Here is a 24,970-nt window from a genome sequence, read left to right as displayed (position 1 = left end):
TGGTCCTCTTTTCGTGACCCTCCTCGCAGGTCATCCATATAAAACACTTTATAGTGTGTGGGTACTCATAATAAGGAGGCTGTTTATGAGCATTATGCTTACCGGTTCGGTCAAGGAAAGACGGCACGCCAGCACGATGAATATTGATAGATTGTCCACGCTGGACATGCTGAAGGTCATTCACCAGGAAGATGCACTCATTTCCGCTGCAATATCCCCCTGTTTAACGACGATCGCCCGCGTGGTGGATAACGCCGCGGCAACTCTTAGTCACGGGGGCCGTCTGGTCATTGTCGGGGCGGGGCCGTCTGGCCGTGTCGCACAACAGGCTGCCGATGAATATGCGCCGGGCAAAACCCCCGTGATTGCCGTGACGGCACAGGAAGGGGAAGGGAGCTACGAGCGTGGCGTTGCCGATCTGCAGGCCATTAAGTTTGGTGAACACGATATGATGCTGGCGGTTACCGTTAGCGGAAAAACGCCGTGGGTCTGGGGGGCAATGCGCCATGCATGGTCGCTGGGCTCTATGGTCGCCATCATTACCGGTGATGCACAAAGTGAAGCGGCGCAGCTGGCAAGCATGGTGATTGCCCCGGCGCTGGGGGCTGATGTGGTGGCAGGCTTTAGCAATACCAAAGCGGGGATTGCGCAAAAAATGATCCTCTCGATGGTCACCACCGGGCTGGCCGTGCGGACCGGGCGCGTTTACAGCAACCTGCGGGTGGATCTGGAGGCACGCAATACCAAATGGGCCGAACGACAAATTGCCATTGTGATGGAGGCGGGGGGCTGCACCCGGGCGCAGGCAAAAGCCGCGCTGGAGAGCTGTAACCATAACTGTAAAACGGCAGTCCTGATGGTACTGACCGGGCTGGATGCATGGAAAGCCCACGAACTGCTGGCGCAGAATAACGGGTTTATTCGCGTGGCGTTGCAGGAAGCGCCGTAAATTCGGCTCTTATAAATGAAAAAAAGCCCGCGAGTGCGGGCTTTAGTATTTTTGGGGATTAGAACTGGTAAACAATACCCATCGCGAACTGATCGTCCGTCACATTACCCGTAATGGCTCCGTCTTCTTCATCCAACAAGTTAAATTTATATGCAGTATAAACATTCATGTTTTTATTGAAGTAGTACCAGGTACCAAGTTCGATGTAATTCACGCGGTCAGCGTTGACACCTTCATAACCATTAGTTGCACCGAAATCCTTGGCCTGAGAATAAACATAGCCAAGGGATGGACGCAAACCAAAGTCGAATTGATACTGAACGACTGCTTCTACGTTCTGAGTCTTATTAGCAAAACCGCGATTAGAACCTGCTTTGGTCATGTTACGCGTTTCGCCGTACATAACTGCGGCGTAAACGCTATTTGCATCATACTTAGCAGACAGTGCCCATACTTCAGCGTTGTCGCCATAGCCGTCAAGCGTTTGTAAGTCAGTACGGTCAGATTTACCGTAGACGCCGACAAAGCCAAAGCCGTCTACATTATAATTCACAGACATGCTGTAGCCATCGCCATTTGCTTTGAAGCGATCCCGGTCGTCTTTCTTACCCTGATACTGAACAGCGAAGTTCAGACCATCAACCATACCAAAGAAATCGGTATTGCGGTAAGTTGCGACACCGTTGGTACGTTGTGTCATAAAGTTATCGGTAGCGGCCCAGGAGTCTCCACCCCATTCAACCAACATATCGGTGTAAGCTGCGCCGTCATAAGCCACGCCATAGTTACGGCCATAATCGAATGAGCCGTAGTCAGACATTTTCAGACCTGAAAATGCCAGACGGGTACTTTCGTCCTGGTCACCTTCAGGTGCGCTGGCATCGATGTTGTATTCAAACTGGCCATAACCGGTCAGTTGGTTATTGATCTGTGTTTCGCCTTTCACACCAAAACGAGCATATGACGTATCTTTGTTTTCACTGTTGCTTGTGTCAGTGTCAGACCAGATGCGTTCACCAACCATCTTGCCGTAGAAATCAACTTTGTTGCCGTTTTTATTATAAATTTCAGCCGCATTTGCTGCGCCAGCCATTAATAATGCGGGTACCAGAATTGCCAGAACTTTTCTTTTCATTATATATTCCCTTTAAAGATAATTTATATGAATATATGTAATCACCCTCCGTAATTACGATTTTGATACTATTCTATGGATTGTTATTTTGGTTCAAAAATAAATGTAATTAAATCGGTAAAAATATTGCAAAATATTTCTAAAGCTCTCGTTATTTTTCATGTGAATTAATGAACTGAATTCATTGTGCATAATTATTATTAAGTATTTCTCATTTCTATTTTTTAAATCATTTAATTCGGCTGTGTTATAATCCATGGCCTGTTTTCGTCACAGGATAGAATGATGGAACCCATACAGTGGCAGCAGCGTTTTGAATCCTGGCTTGATGAACATCACGCCAGCGAAGACAGTGCGCATGATATTTCGCACTTCCGACGCGTCTGGATGACGGCCCGTAAAATAATGATTCATCATCAGGCCGATCCGCTGGTGGTCCTGACCGCCTGCTATTTTCACGACATCGTTAGCCTGCCGAAAAATCATCCTGAACGCAGTCAGTCATCGCGTCTGGCGGCGCGCAAAACGCGGGACATTCTGCACCGCGATTTCCCGGACTTTCCGCCGGATCGCTTTGCCGCCGTGGAGCATGCCATCGAGGCGCACAGTTTCAGCGCGGGTATTGCGCCGCAAAGTATCGAGGCCAAAATTGTCCAGGACGCCGACCGTCTCGAAGCGCTGGGCGCGATTGGCCTGGCGCGCGTGTTTGCCGTCTCGGGGGGCTGGGCGTGGCACTGTTTGACGCGGAAGATCCCTTTGCCGATGCGCGCCCGCTGGATGACCGGGCATTTGCCCTCGATCATTTTCAGACTAAGCTGCTGCGCTTGCCTGATACAATGCAAACCGACGTCGGGCGCGACCTCGCGCAACATAACGCCGATTTTCTCGTTCACTTTATGGCGAAACTCAGTGCCGAATTACAGGGCGACTGCATCGGGCTGGATAGCCAGATTCAGCACCGCTTCTGTCGCAGTTTGCCCAACTGAACTGTGGTAATCTGTTCCCAGTCTTTATTCTCCGGTTAAAAGAATGCAGGAAAATCGATCAGTGACAGGGCCCGCGCCAGAGCAGGCTGAGAAATCAACGGCAACGGTGCAGGCATTACTGCGCCAGCTGCTGGATATTTATGATGTCAAAACGCTGGCGAACCAGCTGATAGCGCACGGTGAGAGCCACTGGAGCCCGGCCATCCTTAAGCGACTGCTGACCAGCGAGCGGGCAGGGCGCCGCCTGAGCGACGGTGAGTTTCGTTATCTGCAAAACCTGCTTCCGCGTCCGTCTGCCGCGCACCCGGACTATGCATTCCGCTTTATCGATCTGTTCGCCGGTATCGGTGGGATCCGGCACGGTTTTGAAGCCATCGGCGGTCAGTGCGTGTTTACCAGCGAGTGGAACAAACATGCGGTACGCACCTATAAAGCGAACTGGTACTGCGATCCGCACGAACATCACTTCAACGCCGATATCCGTGATGTCACCCTGAGCCATAAAAGCGGCGTCACGGATGAACAGGCCGCCGGGCATATTCGTCAGACGATCCCGGCGCACGACGTGCTGCTGGCTGGCTTCCCCTGCCAGCCTTTCTCGCTGGCCGGCGTATCGAAAAAGAATGCCCTCGGTCGCGCCCACGGTTTCGCCTGCGATACGCAGGGAACGCTGTTTTTTGATGTGGCCCGCATCATTGACGCCCGCCGTCCGGCCATTTTTGTGCTGGAAAACGTCAAAAACTTAAAGAGCCATGACGGCGGAAAAACCTTCCGCATTATTATGCAGACCCTGGATGAGCTGGGTTACGACGTGGCCGATTCTGAGGATATGGGCGCGGATGACCCAAAAATCATTGATGGGAAACATTTCCTGCCCCAGCATCGCGAGCGCATTGTGCTGGTCGGCTTCCGCCGCGATCTCAATCTGAAGGGAGATTTTACCCTGCGGGATATCCCGTCTCTGTATCCCGAGCGTCGTCCAACCGTCGCCGACCTGCTGGAGCCTGTGGTCGACGCGAAATTTATCCTTACGCCCGTTCTGTGGAAATACCTCTACCGCTATGCCAAAAAGCATCAGGCAAAAGGCAACGGCTTCGGATTTGGCATGGTTAATCCTCACGATCCGCACAGCGTGACCCGTACCTTGTCCGCCCGTTATTATAAAGACGGCGCGGAAATCCTGATCGACAGAGGCTGGGATAAAGCGCTGGGCGAGAGGGATTTCGACGATCCGCAAAACCAGCTCCACCGTCCACGACGCCTCACGCCACGGGAATGTGCCCGGCTGATGGGCTTTGAAACGCCGCAGGGCTACAGTTTCCGTATTCCGGTGTCGGACACTCAGGCATACCGTCAGTTTGGTAACTCGGTGGTGGTGCCCGCGTTTGCGGCGGTGGCAAAACTGCTGGCCTCACGTATCCGGCAGGCGGTGGCACTCCGCCAGAGTGAGGCCGTCAATGACGGACGTTCACGATAAGGCAACGCGCAGCAAAAACATGCGTGCCATCGGCACGCGTGATACCGCCATTGAAAAGCGTCTGGCCGGATTATTGACGCAGGCGGGGTTTGATTTCCGCGTGCAGGATGCCGCGCTGGCGGGGCGACCGGATTTCGTCATCGACGCGTATCAGTGCATTATCTTTACCCACGGCTGTTTCTGGCATCATCACGACTGTTACCTGTTTAAAGTTCCGGCAACGCGCACTGATTTCTGGCTGGAGAAGATTGGCAAGAACGTTGCGCGCGACGCGCGTGATCTCACCACGCTTATCGCGCAGGGCTGGCGCGTGCTGATCGTCTGGGAGTGTGCGCTGAGAGGGCGGCTAAAACTGAACGATGCCGATCTGCGCGAACGGCTGGAAGAGTGGATCTGCGGCGGCGGACACACCGCGCAGATCGACACACAGGGGATCCACGCGCTTACGGTTTCTCCACCCCGCAAGGCGTAATCACGGGCTTCGCCGGCAGTAAATATTTGCCCAGCGTGACCAGCACGACGGCAAAAACAATCACCCCTAATGCTAACCACTCAACCGGAGAGAGTGTTTCCCCGCCGAGCCCGGTACCGAGCAGCACGGCCACGACCGGGTTGACGTAGGCATAGCTGGTGGCAACCGCCGGAGACACATTGCGGATCAGGAACATGTAGGCATTGATTGCAATGAGCGAACCAAACAGCGCCAGATACCCGACCGCCAGGAAGCCCGACAGATCCGGCATGGTCGTCAGCCTTTCCCCCGTCAGCATGGAGGCAATCAGAAGAACGATCCCCGCGGCAAGCATCTCAATCGCCCCCGCCATCATGCCGGTTGGCAGTTCGATACGCGAACCGTATACCGAACCAAACGCCCAGCTCATTGAGCCGATAAGAATAATGATCGCGCCCCACGGATTGCCGCTCAGGTTACCGCCGCTGTTGAGCAGAATAATGCCCGCCAGGCCGATGCCAATGCCCAGCCATTCCAGCTTGCGGGTACGGATGCCAAAAAGACGGCTGAAGCAGAGGGTAAACAGCGGTACGGTGGCAACGACCACGGCGGCGATCCCCGACGGTACGTTCTGGTGCTCGGCAATGGTCACAAACCCATTCCCTACCGCCAATAGCAGCAGGCCAATCAGGGCGGCGTTGAGCATCGGGCGCAGCGGCGGTAGCTTATGACCGCGCAGCAGCAGAAAGGCCAGCAGCAACACGCCCGCCGAGAGGAAACGAATGCCCGCCATCATCAGCGGCGGCCAGCTTTCCACGCCGATGCGAATGACAAAGTAGGTCGAACCCCAGATGATATAAAGCGAAAAAAGTGCCCCGATGAGCGGTAGCAGTTGCCGGAAACGCATAATCCCTCACGACGAAATAAAAAGGTCGCTGATAGTAAACGCGAAAACTATCGTGCTGGCGAGCCCTTTAATTGTGTAGTTGATGTGAATTTTTTGTTGACGTGAGGTGCCTGTTTCCGCGTTTGCGCTTTTGCTCCATACTATTCACTTAATTACCAAAAAAAGAAGGATCACGATTTTGGCAGGAAGTAGCTTATTAACATTGCTGGATGATATTGCCACCTTACTGGATGATATTTCCGTGATGGGGAAACTGGCGGCGAAGAAAACCGCGGGTGTGCTGGGGGATGATTTATCGCTTAACGCTCAACAGGTGAGCGGTGTACGGGCTAACCGCGAACTGCCGGTGGTGTGGGGCGTGGCAAAAGGCTCGTTTCTGAATAAAGTGATCCTGGTGCCGCTGGCGCTGCTGATCAGTGCATTTATTCCCTGGGCTATCACGCCGTTGCTGATGATTGGCGGGGCATTTTTATGCTTTGAAGGCGTGGAGAAAGTCCTGCACTCCTTCAGCGCACGCAAGCATAACGACACGCCGGAGATGCGCCAGCAGCGTCTGGACGCGCTGGCCGCGCAGGATCCGAAAACCTTCGAGCGCGATAAAGTCAAAGGCGCCATTCGGACCGACTTTATTCTCTCGGCAGAGATCGTCGCCATTACGTTGGGCATTGTCTCCGATGCGCCGCTGCTCAATCAGGTGTTGATCCTCTCCGGCATCGCCATTCTGGTCACCGTCGGCGTGTACGGTCTGGTCGGATTGATCGTGAAGCTGGATGATATCGGCTACTGGCTGGAGGAGAAATCAAGCGCGGTGGCAAAAGGCATCGGTAAAAGCTTACTGACGCTGGCACCGTGGTTGATGAAGAGCTTGTCGGTGGTTGGCACCCTGGCGATGTTCCTGGTGGGGGGCGGTATTGTGGTCCACGGCATTGCTCCGCTGCACCATGCGATCGAACAGTTCTCCTCGGCGCAGGGGAGCGTGGTGGCCGCTATTCTGCCGACGCTGCTTAATCTTGTGCTGGGCTTTATCGTTGGCGCTATCGTGGTGGCGGCGGTGAAATTGGTCGAAAAAATGCGCGGTTCTGCGCACTAATTGTTACCTGTTGTGGTATGCAAAAAGACTATTCCTCGTCTAAATTGAAACAGTTTCACCCTGATACAGGAGGCAGGTATGGTCTTTTTGGTCAGTGATGAAGTTAAGCCTAAGAAAGGTGGCCCACGTATGATTGTCACAGGCTATTCTAGCGGAATGGTGGAGTGTCGGTGGCACGATGGCTATAGCATCAAGCGGGAAGCATTTCGTGAAGATGAGCTTCAGCCGGGCGACGGGCAGCACAAGCGGGACAAGGCTTAATCACATAACGCCCGGCTTTGCCGGGCGTTTTTATCTCATGTACCGGGTGTAAGGCAGTAATCAGGGAGTGTGTGTGCAGCGCGATACCTTTGTTGTAAAACAATCTTTTCTGCAATGGCTGCATAAGCGTAGCAATCCGGGGTTAATCGTTAATCTCTGTTTTCTTGTCGTCCTTGTCTTTTCCACCCTCCTGACCTGGCGTGAGGTGGTGGTCCTGGAGGAGGCGTATATCTCCAGCCAGCGTAACCATCTCGAAACGGTCGCCACGTCGCTGGACCGTCAGCTGCAGTACAGCGTGGACAAAATGCTGTTTTTTCGCACCAGCATGCATGATGCCTTACAGACCCCCCTGGGGTTTGATGTCCTGCGCGATGCGGTGTCTCGTTTTAGCGCCGTGCGGACGGATGAAACCTGGCAGCTGGCCGTTGATAAAAAACGCACCCTTCCCCTGAACGGCGTGTCAGATGCCTTCGTTGCAAAATCCACGCTCCTTAACCGTGATAGTGAGCGTATCAGTAATGAGATTTCTGCCGCGCTGGAAGTGGGGTATTTACTGCGCCTGGCCTCGTCGGGTGTGCAAAGTGAAGAGCGGATTATCTACGTTTCCCGCGCGGGGTTTTATCTTTCGACAGACACGCCTGATATGGCTGACGATATCAGCGCCCGCTATTACTTTCTGGTGACCCAACCCTGGTTTACCTTACACTCAGAACGCCACAATCGCGCGCGCGCGGTGCGCTGGTTTATTTCGGCGCCGTCGCCCTGGAGCAATGGGGAGCGCACGATAACGGCGAGCGTGCCCATCTATTTTGAGCATTACTGGTATGGCGTGGTAGCGATGGATTTCTCCATACACACCATGAAACGCCTGCTGACTGAGGCGACGCAGGACCGGACGGAGGGCGAGTATCAACTGTATGACACGCGTCTGAACATGATTGCCACGTCAGAAGTGGACGGCAGTCAGGTGAACCGCTTTGATGAGGTTGAAACGGCGCAAATTGCGCACGCGATTGAACACGACACCCGAGGCGGAATTCGCCTTGGAAGCCGTTTTATTAGCTGGGAGCGACTCGATCATTTTGACGGGGTGATCTTACGCGTTCATACGTTGCACGAAGGCGTACAGGGTGACTTTGGCAGTATCAGTATTGTGCTGGCCCTGCTGTGGGCGCTCTTTACCGCCATGCTGCTTGTTTCATGGCTGGTCATCCGCAGGATGGTCAGCAATATGTACACCCTGCAGCACTCCCTGCAGTGGCAGGCCTGGCACGATCCCCTCACGCGTCTGAATAACCGCGGCGCGCTGTTTGAGCGCGCAAAAGGGATTGCGGAGAACTGTCGACAACACGGTCAGCCGTTTACGGTGATACAGATCGATCTTGACCATTTCAAATGCATTAATGACCAGTACGGGCATCAGGCGGGTGACAAAGTGCTGTCCCATGCCGCAGGGTTGATTGCCAGCGTGCTGCGCAAAAATGACGTTGCCGGGCGCGTGGGCGGGGAAGAGTTTTGCGTCGTCCTGCCGGGGAGCAGCCTGGAAGAGGGGAGAAGGGTCGCGGAGCGCATCCGGTCACGCATCAACAGCAGGGAGATCCTGGTGAAAAAGAGCACGACTGTTCGCATCGGCGCCTCGCTGGGCGTCGCCAGCGCGCAGGAAAAAGAGAACTATGTTTTTGAACAGCTGCAGTCTGCCGCGGACGACAGGCTGTATCAGGCCAAGCAGAGCGGGCGTAACCGGGTGTGCTGGAGCGATCAGGAGAAAAAGTGATCCATCCCTTCCCGCCAGCCTAAGGGACCGCTCTGCTGCGTGTGATAAGCCCGTTCAGGGCTATCATTCTGTAGCGTAATGCCCTGGCGGTTTATGCTTTTAATCACCACGGCGAAGTCGACGCTGTCCAGCAGCGGCGCATCGTTTGGGCCATCCCCCAGCCCCAGAGTGGTGGGGACACAATCTTCCTGCTCGCGGTACTGCGCAATCAGCCAGTTAACCGCCACGTCTTTACCGCAGCGTGCATCCAGAATGTGCCAGAAACGGGCCCCCTGTAGACATTTCAGACCCCTTTGCGCCAGCTCCTCTTCAAAGCGGACCATTGCGTCGTCGGTATCACGCCAGATGAGCGTGACAGAGGCGTCGTGTTTGCGTGCGAGCGCCGCACGGTAGCGCGTCAGCCCGGTCCATTCGCTGATGACGCGTTCGTTCACGTCATCAAACGTGACGAATTTAAAGCCTGCCTGCTGGCGGATTTGCTCAATAAGCGGATGAATTTCCCGATGCGTCATCCCTGTGATCTGGCGCTGCCCCATCTCCCAGCGCACATCAGGCTGAATGACCGCGCCGTTCTCAGCAATAAAAGGTAACCCCTCCAGGCCCAGATCCTGTTGGATATCCAGCATCTCTGCGGCACTCTTGCTGCTGCACAGAATCACCGGCACCTGATAATCCTGCAGTTTGTCCAGCCATGGCATCGCGGGTTGCCACTCGTAGGTATGAATGTCCAGAAGCGATCCATCCAGATCGGAAAAAACCAGCAGGGGACCCTGAAGTGAAAGCATGATGACTCCTGAAAGCGCATGCGCCTCTACCTAAGAATATTCTTAAAAAATACTGAAGGGAAAACCGTCTTTATAAGACGCGATTCAGCCAAAGCCGCATTCACCGTGCGTTATTGCTCATAACAAAAATGATTATGTTAAAAATATTATATTCGCCGTAAGAATATATGCTTGTCAGACAAAATCGTTGGGGATAGTGTGGTTTGTACATCAGATTTCCTGGTGTAACGAATTTTCAAGTGCTTCTTGCATAAGCAAGTTTTGATCCCGGCCATCCCCATGACCGGGATTTTTTTCGCGCTATCGATTGGCTTCAGACACGCTAAAGTCGTGTATATCAAGCTCGAAGGCCTCCGCCAGTTCGCGATAGGTATGGTAATCCCTCCCGTTTACCATCACCCTCTCGGAATCATCCTCTGCGCGACGTACTTCGGATTCACTGATCTCATTGATGGCGGCCAGCAGGGCATCGACATCCACTTCGACTTCGCGCTTGATGGTGTCGCTATACGCTTTGTTGGTCTTCATTACGGGGTACCTCATATAAACGTGTCCACGGTTAAGTATAGACCGCACACAAAAACGGCATTCGCATCCGTCAGCGATGTCAGCGCATGCGTTTTGTTCTACACTGGCTCAAAACCAGAGGAGGAATGTATGAAGGTCAACGATCGGGTTACCGTTAAAACGGACGGTGGGCCGCGCCGCCCGGGGGTGGTACTGGCAATTGAAGAGTTCAGTGAGGGAACAATGTACCTGGTATCACTGGAAGACTACCCGCTCGGCATCTGGTTTTTTAATGAACTGGGGCATCCGGATGGCATTTTTGTCGAAAAAGCGGAGTAACACAGCGTCGGGTGGCATTGCGGTTGCCCGACAACGCCCACATAAGCAAAAATCTCTGGCCTGGCCAGAGATCAAAGGTAGGGTGCAAAGGGGTTTAAGCCACTAACGCATGTTGACGAAAATCCCGTTCGTCACATTATCGGTCAAACGTACCACGTGATAGATCACTTGCTTATTATGCGTTTTAATTTTCCTTTTAATATTTCCTTTATGTGATGAAACGGTTTTTGCTTTAATATTCATCTGGTCAGAGATCTGAATAGTTCCTTGTCCTGCCATCCACATTCGCAGCATACTTGATTCAGTCCTGCTTAATGATAGGGTGGGTAAGTTAACCGCTCCTACATTTTTAACTTCTTTATTCAAATAATCACCCAGAATGTCATCCAGCGACTCGGGCTTAATCGACTTAGAACTGATCAATAAATTTTTACGGACCAACAAATACTCATCGAAATGGATATTCGCGATCGCCATAAAAACAATAAACAGAGTTTTTGGATGCTGATTAATGATTTGCTTAATGTGCTGACTGTTGGCTGGATCGTGAATGAAACAGTCCTCATTAATAAACACCACGCCTGGTTTTAGTTCGTCACAAGCGACTGCGAGTTCGTCAACGGTGTGTGCATCGTTGATGTCTCTCTTTCTTACCCCTCTGCTTGCCAGGTACCCGGTTAACCCTAGCCGGGTGTAGCTGCATAAATCCATAATGATCGTTGACATGGCATACCCTCACTCAATGCGTAACGATAATTCACCATCTGCCTGAGAGCTCAAAACAGCCATACGGGATGGAAAAAAATAATAAACCTGTGAGCATGACAAAGACTTTCAGGCGGACTCACTATCCCGTAAAGTTACGTATAATTTGCCAGGAATCTTCTTAAAGTAAAGTAAATATTAAGTATTGTGAGGTGGTTAGAAACAATTAAACCCCGTCAGATATATCCTGGAAGATGTTTTTCATGTTTTATTTTAGGAATATCCTCAGAAAGACAATATCAATCGTGAGGACTATTATTTACGTGGCAGCTCGCTGACAATATCTGCTAACAGATTGAATATCTCGCCGAATAAGTGTTCACAGAAGGGGGCGATAAGGGGCATCAGTAATGACATTAATAAAATTCCGACCGTCAACGTCAGCGGAAAACCGATCACAAAGATGGAGAGCTGCGGTGCCATGCGGTTCAACAGACCTAATGCCAGGTTGACGGTCAGGAGCAGGGTGATAATCGGCAACGCCAGCATCAGGCCATTGAGGAAGATCAGCCCCGCCGCGCGGGTGAGCGCGAGAAAGGCATTGCTGTTGACCGGGTTTTCACCAATCGGCAGCGTATGAAAAGTATCCACCAGCATGGAGATAAGCCACAGATGACCGTTAAACGACAGGAACAGCAGCATGGCGAGCAGATCGATAATGCGCGCCAGCACCGGCATATTGAGGTGGCTGCCGGGGTCAACAAACGTGGCGAACGATAAGCCCATCTGCAGGCCAATCAGCTCCCCGGCCGTGCGAACGGCGGCAAAGGCGAGCTGCATGGTAAAGCCTACGGCAACGCCAATCATCACCTGCTGTAATGCCACCCACACCGCATTCGCCGAGAAGATCGGAATATCCACCGGGGGAAGGGAAGGGGCGACGATGATGGTGATGATAATGCCCAGCCCCACTTTGACACGCTTGGGGATCGATTTCTCGCTGAGAATCGGGGCGGTGGTGATCAGCGCCAGAATGCGCAGCATCGGCCAGAAATAGACGCCGAGCCACTGAACCCACTGGTCGCTGGTGAAGTGCAGCATCGTCAGGTCAGCCGATGATGTACGGCAGATTGGTAAACAGGTTGCGCATATAGTCCAGCAACAGGTTCAGCATCCACGGTCCGGCCACGATAATCGCCACGAATACGGCGATGATTTTCGGAATGAAGGACAGCGTCATTTCGTTAATCTGCGTGGCGGCCTGCAGAATACTGATAATCAGACCGGTAACCAGCGCGACAAGCAGCAGGGGAGCGGCAACGGCAATGGCGATTTTCATCGCTTCCGTGCCCATCATCATGACCGATTCGGGTGTCATTGCCGTTCCTTAACTGTAGAAACTCTGCGCCAGCGAACTGACCAGCAGCTGCCAGCCATCGACCAGTACAAAGAGCATGATCTTAAAGGGCAGGGCAATGGTTGCGGGCGGCACCATCATCATCCCGAGCGCCATCAGTACGCTGGCGATCACCAGGTCGATAATCAGGAACGGAATAAAGATGGTAAAGCCAATCTGAAACGCCGTTTTCAGCTCGCTGGTGACGTAGGCTGGCAGCAGAACGCGCATGGGTACCGCTTCCGGCCCCTGCAATTCGCCGGTATTGGACAAGCGAACAAAGAGTGCCAGATCCGCCTCGCGCGTCTGGCGCAGCATAAATTCCCGCAGCGGCTGTGCGCCTTTATCCAGCGCCTCCTGCATGGAGATTTTATCTTCGCTGAACGGCTGGTACGCGTCGGTATAAATCTTATCGATGACCGGCGACATAATGAAAAAGGTCAAAAACAGCGCCAGCCCCAGCAGCACCTGGTTTGGCGGCGCGGAAGGGGTACCGAGCGCGTTTCGCAGCAGACCAAAGACGATAATGATGCGGGTGAAGCTGGTCATCATCAGCAGGATGGCCGGGATAAAGGTCAGCGAGGTGATGAATACCAGCGTCTGCACCGGGAGCGACCAGCTCTGACCGCCACCGGCAATGGGCGTTGAGACCAGACCGGGCAGTTGCGCATAAACCGCGGGAGCAAACAGGCCAATGCCCGCAAGCGTAAGGGATAACAAACGGCGCATCAGGATCTCCCGGAACGCTTAAGCAAACTCTTCATGACGGACTGAAAATCCGCAGGGGCTTGTGCGCGCTCCTCCACCGTGACAGGGGCGGGCGGCAGTTTATGTAATACGTTGATGTTCGAGGCGGTGACACCCAAAACCAGACGCGCATCGTCCACCTCGACGATAACCACGCGTTCACGCGGCCCCAGCGTGGTGCTGGCGCTCACCTTCAGGCCGCGGGTGCCGGCGGTTTTACCCGCCAGACCAAAACGCTTCGCCAGCCAGGCGGCGATAAGAATAAAGGCAATAATACCGAACAACGCCCCGCTCACCTGGAGCAGCGGGGAACCGGGAACGGCAGACGGTTGCGATAGTGTTGCCTGGGTTTTCATACTTATCGGCTCAGACGACGCATACGTTCAGATGGGGTGATGATGTCCGTGATACGCACGCCGTATTTATCGGCAACCACCACCACTTCACCCTGAGCAATCAGATAACCGTTTATCAGAATATCCAGCGGCTCACCCGCCAGACCGTCAAGGGCCACGACGGAACCCTGCGTCAGGCGCAGCAGCTCTTTAATGGTCATCCGGGTGCGTCCCAGTTCAACGGTCAGCTTGACCGGGATGTCCATAATCAGGTCGATATCCTGCAGCGTGCCGCTGACGTCACCGCCGCCGAGTTGCTGGAATACCGCATCCGCTGCGCTTTTCGTCGGGGTCGCTTTTTGTTCGTTTAACGCGTCAGCCCACAGATCGTCCAGTGCTCCGCTGTTTTCATCGGACGGATTGTTCATGTCACTCATTTGGGCTGTTCCTCATTCAGCGAATTCAAAATCGGGTTGATCAAGTGCTCAACGCGTAACGCATACTGACCGTTAATCGTGCCGTACTGGCTTGTCAGCACGGGGACACCATCCACATGGGCAATAATGCGGTCGGGTTTGTCTATCGGCAAAACATCGCCGGGTTGTAATTTCAGGATCTGGGATAACCGCATTGAGATGTCGGCAAAGTTAGCCACCAGCTCAAGCTGTGAGTGCTGGACCTGGCGAACCAGGTTTTCACGCCAGTTCTGATCTTCGTGGCGTGAGTTTTCCAGCGGCGGGTTAACCAGCAGCTCGCGCAGCGGTTCAATCATGCTGAACGGCAGACAGATATTGAACTCGCCGGTCAGGTTACCGATCTCCACGTGGAACGGCGTGTTGACGACGATATCGTTCGGGGAGGTGGTGATATTGGTAAATTTCACCTGCATCTCGGAACGAACGTATTCCACTTCCAGCGGGTTAATCGCTTTCCACGCGTCGCTGTAGGACTCCAGCGCCAGCTTCAGCATGCGGTTGATGACGCGCTGTTCGGTGTGGGTGAATTCACGACCTTCTACTTTGGTCGGGAAACGCCCGTCGCCGCCGAACAGGTTATCCACCGCAATGAACACCAGGCTTGGCGAAAACACGACCAGACCGGTGCCGCGCAGCGGCTTGAGATGAATCAGGTTAAGGTTGGTTGGCACCGGCAGGTTGCGGGCAAACTCGTGATACGGCTGAATGCGGATCGCACCGACCGTGATATCCGGGCTACGACGCAACAGGTTGAACAGCCCCATACGGAACTGACGTGCAAAACGTTCGTTAATGATCTCCAGCGCCTGCAGACGTTCACGAACTACGCGGCGCTGGGTATTCGGATCATAGGGACGAATATTGTCGTCACCCGTTAGGCCCGGTTGCGGATCATCGTTTTTATCGCTGTCGCCGTTGAGCAGCGCATCGATTTCTGCCTGAGAAAGAATACTGTCGCCCATGTCGTTACCGCAGAATGAAGGCTGTATACAGAACGTCAGTGACTTCCTGCTTAGGTTGGCCGTTTACCAGCGGAGTGGCCAGCGTCTCTTTGATGGCGTCGACCAGCTTTTGCTTACCCACGTCGGTGGCCAGCGCGGAGGCGTCCTGACGAGAGAACAGCAGAAGAAGACGGCTACGCACTTCCGGAAGATAATCATTCAGGCGCGCGCGGGTGGCTTCATCCTTCAGGCGCAGCGTAATACCGACATACAGCACACGATCCGCATCACCGAGGTTAACGGTGAAGGTGTCCAGAGGGAAAAAGACCGGCGCCGGCGGCGGTGCGGGTTCGGCTTTGGCGGCAGCGGTTGAAGGTTCCTGCTGCATACGCCAGTAACTATAGCCCGCGGTAGCGCAGGCGGCGAGCGTGATCAACACCAGCAGCGGGATCCAGATGGAACGCTTACTTTTTTTGGTGATAGCGGAGTCTGTCATCTGATACGAGCTTCCTGTTTCGGTACAGCTTAATAAGGTGATTATCCCGTGTCCTGCCGTCGTCAAAGCGTGGAAAAGACGGGGATAATCACGCTACCTCTGGCGTTTAGGCGAAGATGTCTACGGCACTGTTACCGCGCGCCGCGGATTGCAGGGCGGCAGGGGTGGGCAGTAGCTCCTCGCTCTCTTCATTAAATCCGCCGTTGTGACCGGAACGTGAAGCCTGATGCTGCTGCGATGAGGATTGCTGTTGCCCGGCAAAGCTTTCGCTGCTGACGCTGCTCTGAGAGAGCTGAATACCGTTCTCTGCCAGTGACGTCCGCAGGACAGGCAGTGCCGCTTCCAGCGCCGCGCGCACGTGGCTGTGTGCCGAGACCATCTGCAGCTGCGCCTGGTTATCATCCAGTTTAAGCGAGATTTGCACCTGGCCCAGATCTTCCGGGTGCAGGCGCAGCTCCGCAGTCTGTTGCCCCTGCTTAGTGAACAGCGTGATGTGCTGGCTCAGGGACTGCTGCCATTCGTGAGTACCCAGCGGCTGGCTTAACACCGGCGCGGTGGCAACGGTAGCGGCAGGCTGGCTGGTGGCATGACTGGACATGATCGGCGCCAGGGTAGCCGTGGGTGAGGATGATGAAGAGGAACTGGCGAATTCCTGCTTCTCTGCCGCAGCGGCCACGACCGGAGTGACTGGCGCATTGGCGGAGAGATCCGGGCCGTTGTTTTTCGCCTGACTCTGATAAGGTGCGGAAAGCTGCGCTTTATCGTGGTCTCCCGCTGCCGCGTTCAGGGGGGGGTGGCCCGCTGCGTTTGGCGAAAGCGTCGCTGAACTCAACGTTGAGGTTGCGGAAACGCCGTTACTGCCCGCCGCGTGAGGCGTGCTGGTCTGCTGGTGCGGCAGCATTGCCATCAGCGCGCTTAATCCGGCCAGCTCTTCTTCGCTCAGTTCGCTTTTGCTGTCATCCTTGCTGTTGGCCGCATTGAGCGTTTTCAGGGCATCGCCCTTTGACAGCGGCACCAGCCCGGAAATCAGGGTTTCAGGCGTGGCAAGCTGCGCCGTTTCATCGCCACTCAGGGCTGGCTGACGCGCGAGCAGGTCGGCAATTTTGGCCTGCAGCGCGGTATCGCCTTTGGCGTCCTGAGCGACTTTTGACAGCTTACTGCCAGCGGCTTTCAGGTCAGCCAGGGTCAGCGGCGCATCTTTGCCCTTGCCCGTCGCGTCCGTCAGGGCACCCGTCAGCAGGGAGAGAAAGTCTTGCGCACCGTCGGTGCCTTTCCCTGTTTGCATCCCGCCCGACAGGTCGCTGTCGCTCATCAGCAGTTGTTGCAGTGTGATCATTCCGGTTTCCTCATTGATGCGCGCTGGGCAAACTCATCCATTTTTTTCTGATCCAGACGGTTTTCCGCCAGGGTCGCGGCTGCGATCTGCCGGTCCTGTAAGGTTTGCCAGGCCTGCAGCCGCTGTTTTTTCTCACGCCAGAAATTCAGCGCGGTATCGACTTTTTGGGTCCACTGGTTAAGCTGCTGGCGGTGCTGCTCTATCGCCTTCTCCAGCGTCTGGATAAACTGCTGATAGTTAATCCACCGCTGGCTTCCAATGCCCTGGGTCATATCGGTATTGAGGTTGGTGCGATACTCATGCTGATAGTCGATTAACATCTTCAACTGTTCTTCAGCCTGCTGGCACCCGCGTCGCATTGCGCCAAGCTGCAATGCGGCATCATCAACTTCTTTTTCAGCCAGATCTTTCAGCGTTGATAACGCGCTGTTTTGCGCCATGACCTTCGCCCTCCACCTGTGTTACACCTGCGGGAAAATCAGCTCCAGAGCCTGGATTGAATCTTCCCAGTCGGCACGTTCAAAAATGCCCTGTTGTAAAAACGCCTCCAGCTGCGGCCACAGGCTAATCGCTTTGTCGAGCATAGGATCGCTGCCTTTGGCATACGCCCCCACGCTGACCAGATCGCGGTTGCGCTGGAAGCTGGAGAGGAGTTGTTTAAAGTTACGCACGCGGGCGTAATGCTTCTCGGTGATCAGCGCCGTCATTGCGCGGCTGATGGATGCTTCAATATCAATCGCCGGGTAGTGTCCGGCTTCAGCCAGACGACGCGATAACACAATATGACCGTCGAGAATGGCGCGCGCGGAGTCGGCAATCGGGTCCTGCTGGTCATCGCCTTCGGTCAGTACCGTATAAAATGCAGTGATGGAGCCACCGCCGCTGATGCCGTTCCCTGCGCGTTCAACCAGCGCAGGAAGTTTGGCAAAGACCGAAGGCGGGTAGCCTTTGGTGGCCGGTGGCTCACCGATAGCCAGCGCAATTTCACGCTGCGCCATCGCGTAGCGGGTGAGGGAGTCCATGATCAGCAGCACGTGCTTGCCGCGGTCGCGGAAATCTTCGGCAATACGGGTGGCGTAGGCGGCACCCTGCATACGCAGCAGGGGGGACACATCCGCCGGGGCGGCGATTACCACTGAACGGGCCCGGCCTTCCGCACCCAGAATGTTTTCGATGAAATCTTTGACTTCACGGCCACGCTCACCAATCAGCCCAACGACGATCACGTCGGCCTGGGTATAACGCGCCATCATGCCGAGCAGGACCGATTTACCCACGCCGGAGCCGGCGAACAGACCCATACGTTGTCCGCGTCCTACCGTGAGCAGGGCGTTAATCGGCCGTACGCCGGTATCCAGCACATGCTCGATAGGGGTACGCTGCAGGGGGTTAAACGGCTGGGTGATCAACGCCCCGGTTTCGGTGGTGTCCGGCGCGGGCAGGCCATCCAGCGGTTTCCCGCTGCCGTCGAGCACGCGGCCGAGCAGGGCCGGACCAAGCGGCAGCTGTTTCCCGCTTTGCAGGCCGTCGCCGCTGATGTTTTTCGCGTAGACGCGGGCGCCGGGGAGAATACCTTCCACCTCTTCAAGCGGCATCAGGAACAGTCGCTGACCGTTAAACCCAACCACTTCGCTTTCGACTTCACGCGTTTCCTGACCATCCTGACGCTCAATCACACAGGTTGCGCCCAGCGGAAGCTGCAGGCCGGTGGCTTCCAGTACCAGACCGGTCGCGCGCGTCAGTCGTCCATAACGACGAACGGAGGGCAGTTGCGCCATCTTCGTCTCAAAGTTGTCGAGCGTGGTGAGCCAGCGGGTGAGGCGTGCGGTCATCAGACGACTCCCGGTGCCGCCAGACGGCACAGTTCCTGCCAGCGAGTGGCGACGCTGGCATCCAGGTCACCTTCGTCGGCAGAGACTTTGCAGCCGCCGTGGTGTAAAGACGGATCGCCGCGCAGACGCCAGCCGTGCAGGCTGAGGGTTGCCCCCAGGCTCTCTTCAACGCGCTGCAGATCGTCCGGGTGAACGCGCAGCTGCGGTTTGCCGCTGAACAGCGGCTCTTGCTGCAAAAGCCCCTGAATCTGTTTGATCAGCGCCGTGTTATCCACCACAGGTGTCTGGCCAATGACCTGACGCGCAGCTTCCAGCGCCATCTGCATCAGACGGGACGCAATCACGCTGTCCAGCGCGTCCAGCGTGTGCTGGAACTCGCTGACCAGCTGCTGCATGCGGGCGTGGATCGGCGCCTGCTGCTGACGCGCCTGGTCGATACCGTGCTCTAATCCTTTCGCCAGACCTTCCTGATAGCCCAGATCGTGACCTTTCTGGCGGCCTTCATTCAGACCGGCAGTGTAACCTTGCTCATGCGCCTGCATTTGAAGCTGCGCCAGCATCTGCGCTTGCTTCTCCTCCTCGCTCAGCTCGGGCTGCCCGACGTCGACGTCAGGCTCTGCGGGTGAGACCTTCGCGGGCGTGAATTCAGAAAGGGGAGGGGCCAGATCGTCTGGCGTCCAGCGCTTCCACGACAGCTCATTAGACATAGGTGTCGTCTCCGCTGCCAATCACCATCTCGCCGGTTTCCGCCAGACGACGAACAATAAGCAGGATGGCTTTCTGTTCGTTCTCCACCTGAGACAGACGAACCGGACCGCGGTTGGCAAGGTCGTCGCGCAGGATATCCGCCGCACGCTGAGACATGTTGCGCAGGAACTTCTCGCGCAGCGGCTGTTCGGCACCTTTGAGGGCGATAAGCAGCGATTCGGAGTCCACTTCCTGGAGCAGGCGCTGGATGCTGCGATCGTCCACTTCGACCAGGTTTTCGAACAGGAACATCTCGTCGATAATTTTCTGTGCCAGCTCGCCGTCGAATTCGCGAACCGCGGTAATAACCGCTTCTTCCTGCTGCGTTTTCATCAGGTTGATGATTTCCGCCGCCGTTCTCACGCCGCCCATTTTGCTGCGCTTGAGGTTCTGACCGTCGAGCAGGTTGTTCAGTACTTCGGTCAGCTCCGCCAGCGCGGCCGGCTGAACGCCACCGAAGGTTGCGATACGCAGCATCACATCGTGACGCAGACGCTCTTCGAACAGGGCCAGAATATCGGCTGCCTGACCCCGTTTGAGGTGGACAAGGATGGTGGCGATAATCTGCGGGTGCTCGTCGCGAATAAGGTCGGCGGCACTCTGCGGCTCCATAAAGTTAAGCGTTTCGATCCCGCTGGCGGTATCGCGCGTTTCCAGAATGTCTTCCAGCAGGCTGGCGGCACGCTCTTCGCCCAGCGCCTTGACGAGGACGGAGCGCAGGTAGTCGTTGGCGTTGACGTTGAGCGCGGCAAACTGTTCGGCTTCCTGCTCAAATTCCGACAGCACTTCGGTCAGCTGTTTATTGGAGATCTGACGCACGTTGGCCATGGCCGCACTGAGGATTTGCACTTCCCGCTGGGAGAGGTGCTTAAACACCTCTGCCGCGCGGTCTTCGCCAATGGTCATCAGCAGGATGACGCTTTTATCGGTGCCTGTAAGCGTATTACTCATGTTCGTTACCCATCCACTGGCGGATGACCAGCGCCACGACGCGCGGATCGTTATCTGACATTTCGCGAATGCGCTGGCTCATCACTTCGGCGCCCATGCGCTGGTTAGCCCGACGCTGCTGCATCTGCTCATCTTTGCTGAGGCGAACTTCAACCGCTTCTTCCGTTTCCTGACGCGTAGACATCTGTTCGCGAGCGGCTTTTTCTGCTTCAGCACGACGCTGGAGCTGTGGACGAACGCCCTTACGCCACAGCAGCCACGCGACAATCAGCACCAGCAGCCAGCGTCCTGCGGACATCAGCTGGTCGATAAACGCCTGCTGTTGCCAGAACGGCAGTTCACCGCCGGTCTCTTCAACCGCGTTGAACGGCGAGTTCACCACGTTAAGGGTGTCGCCACGCTTCTCGGAGTAGCCCATCGCTTCGCGGGTCAGGTTTTCAATCTGCTTCATCTGCTCGGCGGTTAACGGCAACGGTTTGCCATCCGCCAGCGTTTTGTAGTTCACCACCACCGCAACAGAGAGACGCTGAATATCGCCCACGTTGAGTTTAGTGTGGCGGATCGTCCGATCCACTTCGTAGTTCGTGGTTTCGTTACGGCTACTGGTGCGTGGACCGGCGTTACTGGTCGTTGAGGTGGTCTGCTGATTATTTTGCTGACCGTTCTGCTGATTGGCCGGCGGCGTGGAAATCGGTGCCGCGTTTGCCGGAGCCGGCTGGTTAGAGAGCGCACCCGGCACGCCGCCAGGGTAGGCGCCGCCCACCTGTTCGCTGGAGTTGATCTGACGCGAGCGCATCACCGCCTGAGCCGGATCGCCGTTCGGGCTGTATTGCTCTTCGGTTTGTTCTTTATTAGAGAAGTCAATCTGCGCGGTCACCTGCGCATGCACGTTGCTGTTACCGACAACCGGGCCGAGGATCGCTTCAATGCGACGCTGGAGACGGTTTTCTACGTCTGCGGCATATTTCAGCTGCGCGTCGTTCAGGTCACGCCCGGCGGTATTGGATTGGGTCAGCAGGTGTCCGCTTTGATCGACCACCGTCACGTTACCCGGTGGCAGACCGGCGACGGCGCTGGAGACGAGATGCGTCACCGCGCTGATTTGCCCTTCGTCCAGCGCGCGGCCAGGTTCGAGGTTCACGGTCACGGAAGCTGAAGGGGATTTCTGTTCACGAACAAATAAAGAAGGCTTAGGCATCGCCAGATGCACACGGGCACTCTTCACCGGGCCTAACGTTTCAATGGTGCGGGCCAGCTCACCTTCCAGCGCACGCTGGTAGTTCACCTGCTCGCTGAACTGGCTGATACCGAACTTTTCCTGATCCAGCAGTTCAAAACCGACCGCACCGCCCTTCGGCAGGCCCTGCTGAGCCAGACGCAGACGCAGCTCGTGGACCTTATCAGCAGGCACCTCAAGGGCACCGCCGTTATCGGCAAAGCGATAAGGGATGTTCATCTGGGTAAGCTGGGTGACGATGGCACCGCCATCCTGATCGGAAAGGTTGCTATAGAGCGTGCGGTAATCAGGGCTTTTTGCCCATAAAACCATCGCTACAAGGATGGCAATAGCGGCAGCGCCTGCCACGATCAACGGGATTTTAGGATTCGCGCGAAGGCGGTTCATCCACTCGAGTGATTTATTTTGCGGCGCTGTCGATGCTGTTGCACTCATTGCGCACCTCTTAAATCCTGGTGGTTTACGTTATTCGTGTAGAGAAACAAAACTGACTCCCGGGTCGGCAAACACGACAAAAGTTCCATATTGATGGCCCTGCCATTATTTGATGATTCCGGATTTTCTATGCGTCAAATAACCTGGTTTTTTCACGCTATTTACCGCCATTATCTTATTGACAAGCTGTTAGTCTTGACCGCGTAAAAAACCATCCAGGGGAGAGTCATGGCTATACAGGGCATTGAAGGGGTAATCAGTCAGTTGCAGGCAACGGCGATGACGGCCCGTAATCAGAATGTGGCAGAACAACAGCCGACCATCAGCTTTGCGGGGCAACTGCATGCCGCTCTTGACCGTATCAGCGATACCCAGACCGCGGCGCGTACCCAGGCGGAGAAATTCACCCTCGGTGAGCCGGGCGTGGCGCTGAATGATGTGATGGCCGATTTGCAGAAAGCCACGGTTTCCCTCCAGATGGGGATTCAGGTGCGAAATAAACTGGTGTCGGCGTATCAGGAAGTGATGGGCATGCAGGTTTAAGCCCTTTATCTTCGCTGGCAGCCGCAGCGCTTTAATGCCACAATATTTTTTTCTTCGAAAGCAGGAAAGATGATGAAAAAAATAGCAATTGCTGGCGCGCTGCTGGCACTGACCGGGTGCGTACAGGTCGATAACTATCAGGATGTGATTAAGCATCCTGTCCCGGCGCATCTGGCGGGATACTGGCAGTCAAAAGGACCGCAGAGTAGCCTGGTCAGTCCTGAAGCGATTGCCACGCTGGTGGTGACCGAAGAGGGCGATACGCTGGACTGCCGCCAGTGGCAGCGTGTGATTGCCGTGCCGGGTAAAATCATGCTGCGTTCAGACAGCTACTACAACGTTACCCGCAAGCTGGATATCTATCCGCTGGAGCGCGATGGCGCGACGCTTGAGTATGACGGGATGGAGTTGCAGAAGGTTGACCGCCCAACGGTGGAATGTACTGATTACCTGAGCAAAAACCCGCTGGAGAGTAAACTACCGTAGCCGTTTGTTGCCGGGTGGCAGCTTCGCCTGGCCCGGCCTACAAAAGTACCGTCCCGTAGGCCGGGTAAGCGTCAGCGCCACCCGGCATTGTTTCTACAGCGCATCTTCTATTACCCAAACGCTGACACTCCCTCCATTACAGGTAAAGGTGCCTTCGCCATCTGCCGCGGTGGTGACCGTTTCTTCGCGATTGCCGAGGAAATCACGCCACGTTTTGTCGCCGTAATTTTCCCCAAGGCAAATCACTTTCTCGCCGTCGTCGCCGTTCGACATCACTACCACACAGCCGGGATCGTCTTCCGTACCGCTGCGGCTGAAGGCGATGCAGTTAGGATGGTCAAAAAACAGGGTCTGCACGCCGTGGGCAAAACGCTGCCGGGCGAGGATCAGTTCGTGAAGCTGCTCAATGACCGGCATGTCGATGTGGTAGGTCTCGCCATCTCCACCCGTATCGTCATAGCTCGCCCCGAAGAGATCCGGATAAAACACGCTCGGCACGCCGTTTTCCCGCAGCAGGATCAACGCATATGCCAGCGGTTTAAACCAGGCTTCTACCGGTGCTTCCAGCGCCTGCAAAGGTTGGGTGTCGTGGTTAGCGACGAGAGTGACCGCATGGAACGGATCCGCCTCCACCAGCGTACCGGTGAAGATCTGGCTCATGTCATAATCCCGTCCCTGACGAGACGCTTCGTGGAATTTCATCTGCAGGGGAGCATCAAAGAGCATGGTTTTACCGTCGACCTGGTCAATATAGGCCTGCAGCTTATCCACCTCATGGGACCAGTATTCCGCCACAATAAACAGCGGCTGGTCAGCGACGTCCTGGACGTGCTCAATCCACTCTTTATAAAACCAGGCGGGAATATGCTTGACGGCATCCAGACGAAAACCGTTGCAGCCCGTCTGTTCCATGACCCAGCGGGCCCAGTATTTGATCTCTTCGGTGACCGCGTGATTGCGAAAATCAATATTCTCGCCCATCAGATAATCGAAGTTACCCATCTCATCATCAACCTGATCGTTCCAGCCTTCGCCGGTGTAGTCGTTGACGATTTTAAAAATGCCGTCTTGATCCGGGTTTTCAATATGGTCCACGCCGCTGAAGCATTTGTAATCCCAGACGAATTGGGAATATTGCCCGGCACGGGCAGGGAAGGTGTAGCGGGTCCAGGCTTCACACTCAATGATTTCATCATCAATTTGCGTGCGGTCTTGCTCGTTCACGCGCTGAACGCGGACAGGTTCTTTCTCGTCTGCCCCCATCTTGTGGTTCACCACGACGTCCAGCAGCACGGCGATATCATTGCTTTTCAGCGCCTCTATGGCCTCCAGCAGCTGCGCTTTGTCACCGTATTTCGTGGCGATACTGCCTTTCTGGTCAAATTCGCCGAGATCGAACAGATCGTATGAGTCATAGCCAACCGAATACCCGCCGGACGCACCTTTATACGCGGGGGGAAGCCAGATCATATTGATGCCGATTTCATTAAGATTAGGGGCTAACGCCGTGACTTCGCGCCACAATTCACCGCCAGCAGGGTAATACCAGTGAAAACATTGTAAAAGTGTTGGGTTGCGCATGCACCATCTCCATGAGGTCGCGAGACTCAAGTATGGCGCAGGTTTGGCAGAAATGCTGGCGTACG

The 24,970-nt window shown here is 55.2% G+C and carries 27 protein-coding genes and 2 pseudogenes; 10 read left to right on the top strand and 19 right to left on the bottom strand.

The window, feature by feature from the left end; genetic code table 11:
• Positions 1-85 precede the first annotated feature (85 nt).
• Positions 86-949, top strand: a complete 864-nt coding sequence (locus tag L383_RS13660) for an N-acetylmuramic acid 6-phosphate etherase (protein ID WP_014884412.1) — start codon at positions 86-88, stop codon at positions 947-949.
• A gap of 58 nt (positions 950-1,007) precedes the next feature.
• On the opposite strand, the gene L383_RS13665 is transcribed toward L383_RS13660, so the two are convergent.
• Positions 1,008-2,084: a porin gene (locus tag L383_RS13665; RefSeq protein WP_023330824.1), complete on the bottom strand. Its 1,077-nt coding sequence runs from the start codon at positions 2,082-2,084 to the stop codon at positions 1,008-1,010.
• A 285-nt stretch (positions 2,085-2,369) separates the two neighbouring features.
• Here L383_RS13665 and L383_RS13670 point away from each other — a divergent pair.
• The 3 genes and pseudogenes from L383_RS13670 (at position 2,370) to L383_RS13680 (ending at position 5,019) form a co-directional block, all read left to right on the top strand.
• Positions 2,370-3,070: pseudogene (locus tag L383_RS13670) on the top strand (phosphohydrolase).
• Positions 3,071-3,131: 61 nt separating this feature from the next.
• Complete coding sequence (locus L383_RS13675) at positions 3,132-4,547, top strand: DNA cytosine methyltransferase (RefSeq protein WP_014884409.1); 1,416 nt, start codon at positions 3,132-3,134, stop codon at positions 4,545-4,547.
• A complete protein-coding gene (locus tag L383_RS13680) occupies positions 4,528-5,019 on the top strand; it encodes a very short patch repair endonuclease (RefSeq protein WP_023330822.1) in 492 nt (163 codons plus the stop codon). The genes L383_RS13675 and L383_RS13680 overlap by 20 nt, the downstream gene beginning before the upstream one ends.
• On the opposite strand, the gene yedA is transcribed toward L383_RS13680, so the two are convergent.
• Positions 4,991-5,905, bottom strand: a complete 915-nt coding sequence (gene yedA, locus L383_RS13685) for a drug/metabolite exporter YedA (RefSeq protein ID WP_014884407.1) — start codon at positions 5,903-5,905, stop codon at positions 4,991-4,993. The genes L383_RS13680 and yedA overlap by 29 nt on opposite strands.
• Positions 5,906-6,080: 175 nt before the next feature.
• On the opposite strand from yedA, the gene L383_RS13690 reads away from it, so the two are divergent.
• The 3 genes from L383_RS13690 to dgcQ all read left to right on the top strand — a co-directional run bounded on the left by L383_RS13690 (position 6,081) and on the right by dgcQ (position 9,030).
• Positions 6,081-6,995 (top strand): DUF808 domain-containing protein, encoded by a 915-nt coding sequence (locus L383_RS13690; protein WP_349675177.1) that lies wholly within the window; start codon positions 6,081-6,083, stop codon positions 6,993-6,995.
• Between the two features lie 78 nt (positions 6,996-7,073).
• Positions 7,074-7,256: a YodC family protein gene (locus L383_RS13695; protein ID WP_008500307.1), complete on the top strand. Its 183-nt coding sequence runs from the start codon at positions 7,074-7,076 to the stop codon at positions 7,254-7,256.
• Between the two features lie 73 nt (positions 7,257-7,329).
• Positions 7,330-9,030 carry a cellulose biosynthesis regulator diguanylate cyclase DgcQ gene (gene dgcQ, locus L383_RS13700; RefSeq protein WP_023330820.1) on the top strand — a complete coding sequence of 567 codons (1,701 nt, stop codon included), beginning with the start codon at positions 7,330-7,332 and terminating at the stop codon, positions 9,028-9,030.
• Here the strand turns inward: dgcQ and L383_RS13705 are convergent.
• Together L383_RS13705 and yodD are read right to left on the bottom strand one after the other, a co-directional pair.
• Positions 9,015-9,815 (bottom strand): mannosyl-3-phosphoglycerate phosphatase-related protein, encoded by an 801-nt coding sequence (locus tag L383_RS13705; RefSeq protein WP_023330819.1) that lies wholly within the window; start codon positions 9,813-9,815, stop codon positions 9,015-9,017. The two genes, dgcQ and L383_RS13705, sit on opposite strands and share 16 nt — an antisense overlap.
• 300 nt (positions 9,816-10,115) lie before the next feature.
• Positions 10,116-10,343 carry a YodD family peroxide/acid resistance protein gene (gene yodD, locus L383_RS26115; RefSeq protein ID WP_014884403.1) on the bottom strand — a complete coding sequence of 76 codons (228 nt, stop codon included), beginning with the start codon at positions 10,341-10,343 and terminating at the stop codon, positions 10,116-10,118.
• 129 nt (positions 10,344-10,472) lie between these two features.
• Here yodD and dsrB point away from each other — a divergent pair, with 129 nt between their 5' ends.
• Positions 10,473-10,661, top strand: coding sequence for a protein DsrB (gene dsrB, locus L383_RS26110; protein WP_013097741.1), 189 nt, complete (start codon positions 10,473-10,475; stop codon positions 10,659-10,661).
• Between the two features lie 102 nt (positions 10,662-10,763).
• On the opposite strand, the gene rcsA is transcribed toward dsrB, so the two are convergent.
• The 14 genes and pseudogenes from rcsA to fliF form a co-directional block, all read right to left on the bottom strand.
• Positions 10,764-11,387, bottom strand: a complete 624-nt coding sequence (gene rcsA, locus L383_RS13720) for a transcriptional regulator RcsA (protein ID WP_023330818.1) — start codon at positions 11,385-11,387, stop codon at positions 10,764-10,766.
• A gap of 278 nt (positions 11,388-11,665) precedes the next feature.
• A pseudogene (gene fliR, locus L383_RS13725) lies at positions 11,666-12,467 on the bottom strand (flagellar biosynthetic protein FliR).
• A gap of 7 nt (positions 12,468-12,474) precedes the next feature.
• Positions 12,475-12,744, bottom strand: coding sequence for a flagellar biosynthesis protein FliQ (gene fliQ / locus L383_RS13730; RefSeq protein ID WP_008500315.1), 270 nt, complete (start codon positions 12,742-12,744; stop codon positions 12,475-12,477).
• A gap of 9 nt (positions 12,745-12,753) precedes the next feature.
• Complete coding sequence (fliP, locus tag L383_RS13735; protein ID WP_014884401.1) at positions 12,754-13,491, bottom strand: flagellar type III secretion system pore protein FliP; 738 nt, start codon at positions 13,489-13,491, stop codon at positions 12,754-12,756.
• Positions 13,491-13,865: a flagellar biosynthetic protein FliO gene (fliO, locus tag L383_RS13740; RefSeq protein ID WP_014884400.1), complete on the bottom strand. Its 375-nt coding sequence runs from the start codon at positions 13,863-13,865 to the stop codon at positions 13,491-13,493. The genes fliP and fliO overlap by 1 nt, the downstream gene beginning before the upstream one ends.
• A gap of 2 nt (positions 13,866-13,867) precedes the next feature.
• Entirely contained in the window at positions 13,868-14,281 is a 414-nt protein-coding gene (fliN, locus tag L383_RS13745) for a flagellar motor switch protein FliN (protein WP_014884399.1), read from the bottom strand.
• Positions 14,278-15,282: a flagellar motor switch protein FliM gene (gene fliM, locus L383_RS13750; RefSeq protein WP_023330816.1), complete on the bottom strand. Its 1,005-nt coding sequence runs from the start codon at positions 15,280-15,282 to the stop codon at positions 14,278-14,280. The genes fliN and fliM overlap by 4 nt, the downstream gene beginning before the upstream one ends.
• 4 nt (positions 15,283-15,286) lie before the next feature.
• Positions 15,287-15,757, bottom strand: a complete 471-nt coding sequence (gene fliL, locus L383_RS13755; protein WP_014884397.1) for a flagellar basal body-associated protein FliL — start codon at positions 15,755-15,757, stop codon at positions 15,287-15,289.
• Between the two features lie 106 nt (positions 15,758-15,863).
• Positions 15,864-17,093, bottom strand: coding sequence for a flagellar hook length control protein FliK (gene fliK, locus L383_RS13760; RefSeq protein ID WP_023330815.1), 1,230 nt, complete (start codon positions 17,091-17,093; stop codon positions 15,864-15,866).
• The gene (gene fliJ / locus L383_RS13765; RefSeq protein ID WP_014884395.1) at positions 17,090-17,533 is read right to left on the bottom strand and encodes a flagellar export protein FliJ; all 444 of its coding nucleotides are present in this window, start codon (positions 17,531-17,533) and stop codon (positions 17,090-17,092) included. Before fliJ ends, fliK begins: the two co-directional genes overlap by 4 nt.
• Before the next feature lie 21 nt (positions 17,534-17,554).
• The gene (fliI, locus tag L383_RS13770; protein ID WP_023330814.1) at positions 17,555-18,925 is read right to left on the bottom strand and encodes a flagellar protein export ATPase FliI; all 1,371 of its coding nucleotides are present in this window, start codon (positions 18,923-18,925) and stop codon (positions 17,555-17,557) included.
• Positions 18,925-19,632 carry a flagellar assembly protein FliH gene (fliH, locus tag L383_RS13775; RefSeq protein ID WP_023330813.1) on the bottom strand — a complete coding sequence of 236 codons (708 nt, stop codon included), beginning with the start codon at positions 19,630-19,632 and terminating at the stop codon, positions 18,925-18,927. Before fliH ends, fliI begins: the two co-directional genes overlap by 1 nt.
• Positions 19,625-20,623 (bottom strand): flagellar motor switch protein FliG, encoded by a 999-nt coding sequence (gene fliG / locus L383_RS13780; protein ID WP_008500327.1) that lies wholly within the window; start codon positions 20,621-20,623, stop codon positions 19,625-19,627. The genes fliH and fliG overlap by 8 nt, the downstream gene beginning before the upstream one ends.
• The gene (fliF, locus tag L383_RS13785; protein ID WP_023330812.1) at positions 20,616-22,295 is read right to left on the bottom strand and encodes a flagellar basal-body MS-ring/collar protein FliF; all 1,680 of its coding nucleotides are present in this window, start codon (positions 22,293-22,295) and stop codon (positions 20,616-20,618) included. The genes fliG and fliF overlap by 8 nt, the downstream gene beginning before the upstream one ends.
• A gap of 228 nt (positions 22,296-22,523) precedes the next feature.
• Here fliF and fliE point away from each other — a divergent pair, with 228 nt between their 5' ends.
• Together fliE and yedD are read left to right on the top strand one after the other, a co-directional pair.
• Positions 22,524-22,838 (top strand): flagellar hook-basal body complex protein FliE, encoded by a 315-nt coding sequence (fliE, locus tag L383_RS13790; RefSeq protein ID WP_014884391.1) that lies wholly within the window; start codon positions 22,524-22,526, stop codon positions 22,836-22,838.
• A 72-nt stretch (positions 22,839-22,910) separates the two neighbouring features.
• Complete coding sequence (gene yedD, locus L383_RS13795) at positions 22,911-23,324, top strand: lipoprotein YedD (protein ID WP_014884390.1); 414 nt, start codon at positions 22,911-22,913, stop codon at positions 23,322-23,324.
• Between the two features lie 93 nt (positions 23,325-23,417).
• On the opposite strand, the gene amyA is transcribed toward yedD, so the two are convergent.
• On the bottom strand, positions 23,418-24,905 hold the full coding sequence (gene amyA / locus L383_RS13800) for an alpha-amylase (RefSeq protein WP_023330811.1): 1,488 nt from the start codon (positions 24,903-24,905) through the stop codon (positions 23,418-23,420).
• Between the last annotated feature and the right edge of the window lie 65 nt (positions 24,906-24,970).

Source organism: Enterobacter sp. MGH 37, from assembly GCF_000534515.1.
Lineage (GTDB): Bacteria > Pseudomonadota > Gammaproteobacteria > Enterobacterales > Enterobacteriaceae > Enterobacter > Enterobacter kobei.
Note: the sequence above shows the minus strand (reverse complement) of the source record. Positions and strands in the feature narration are given on the sequence as shown.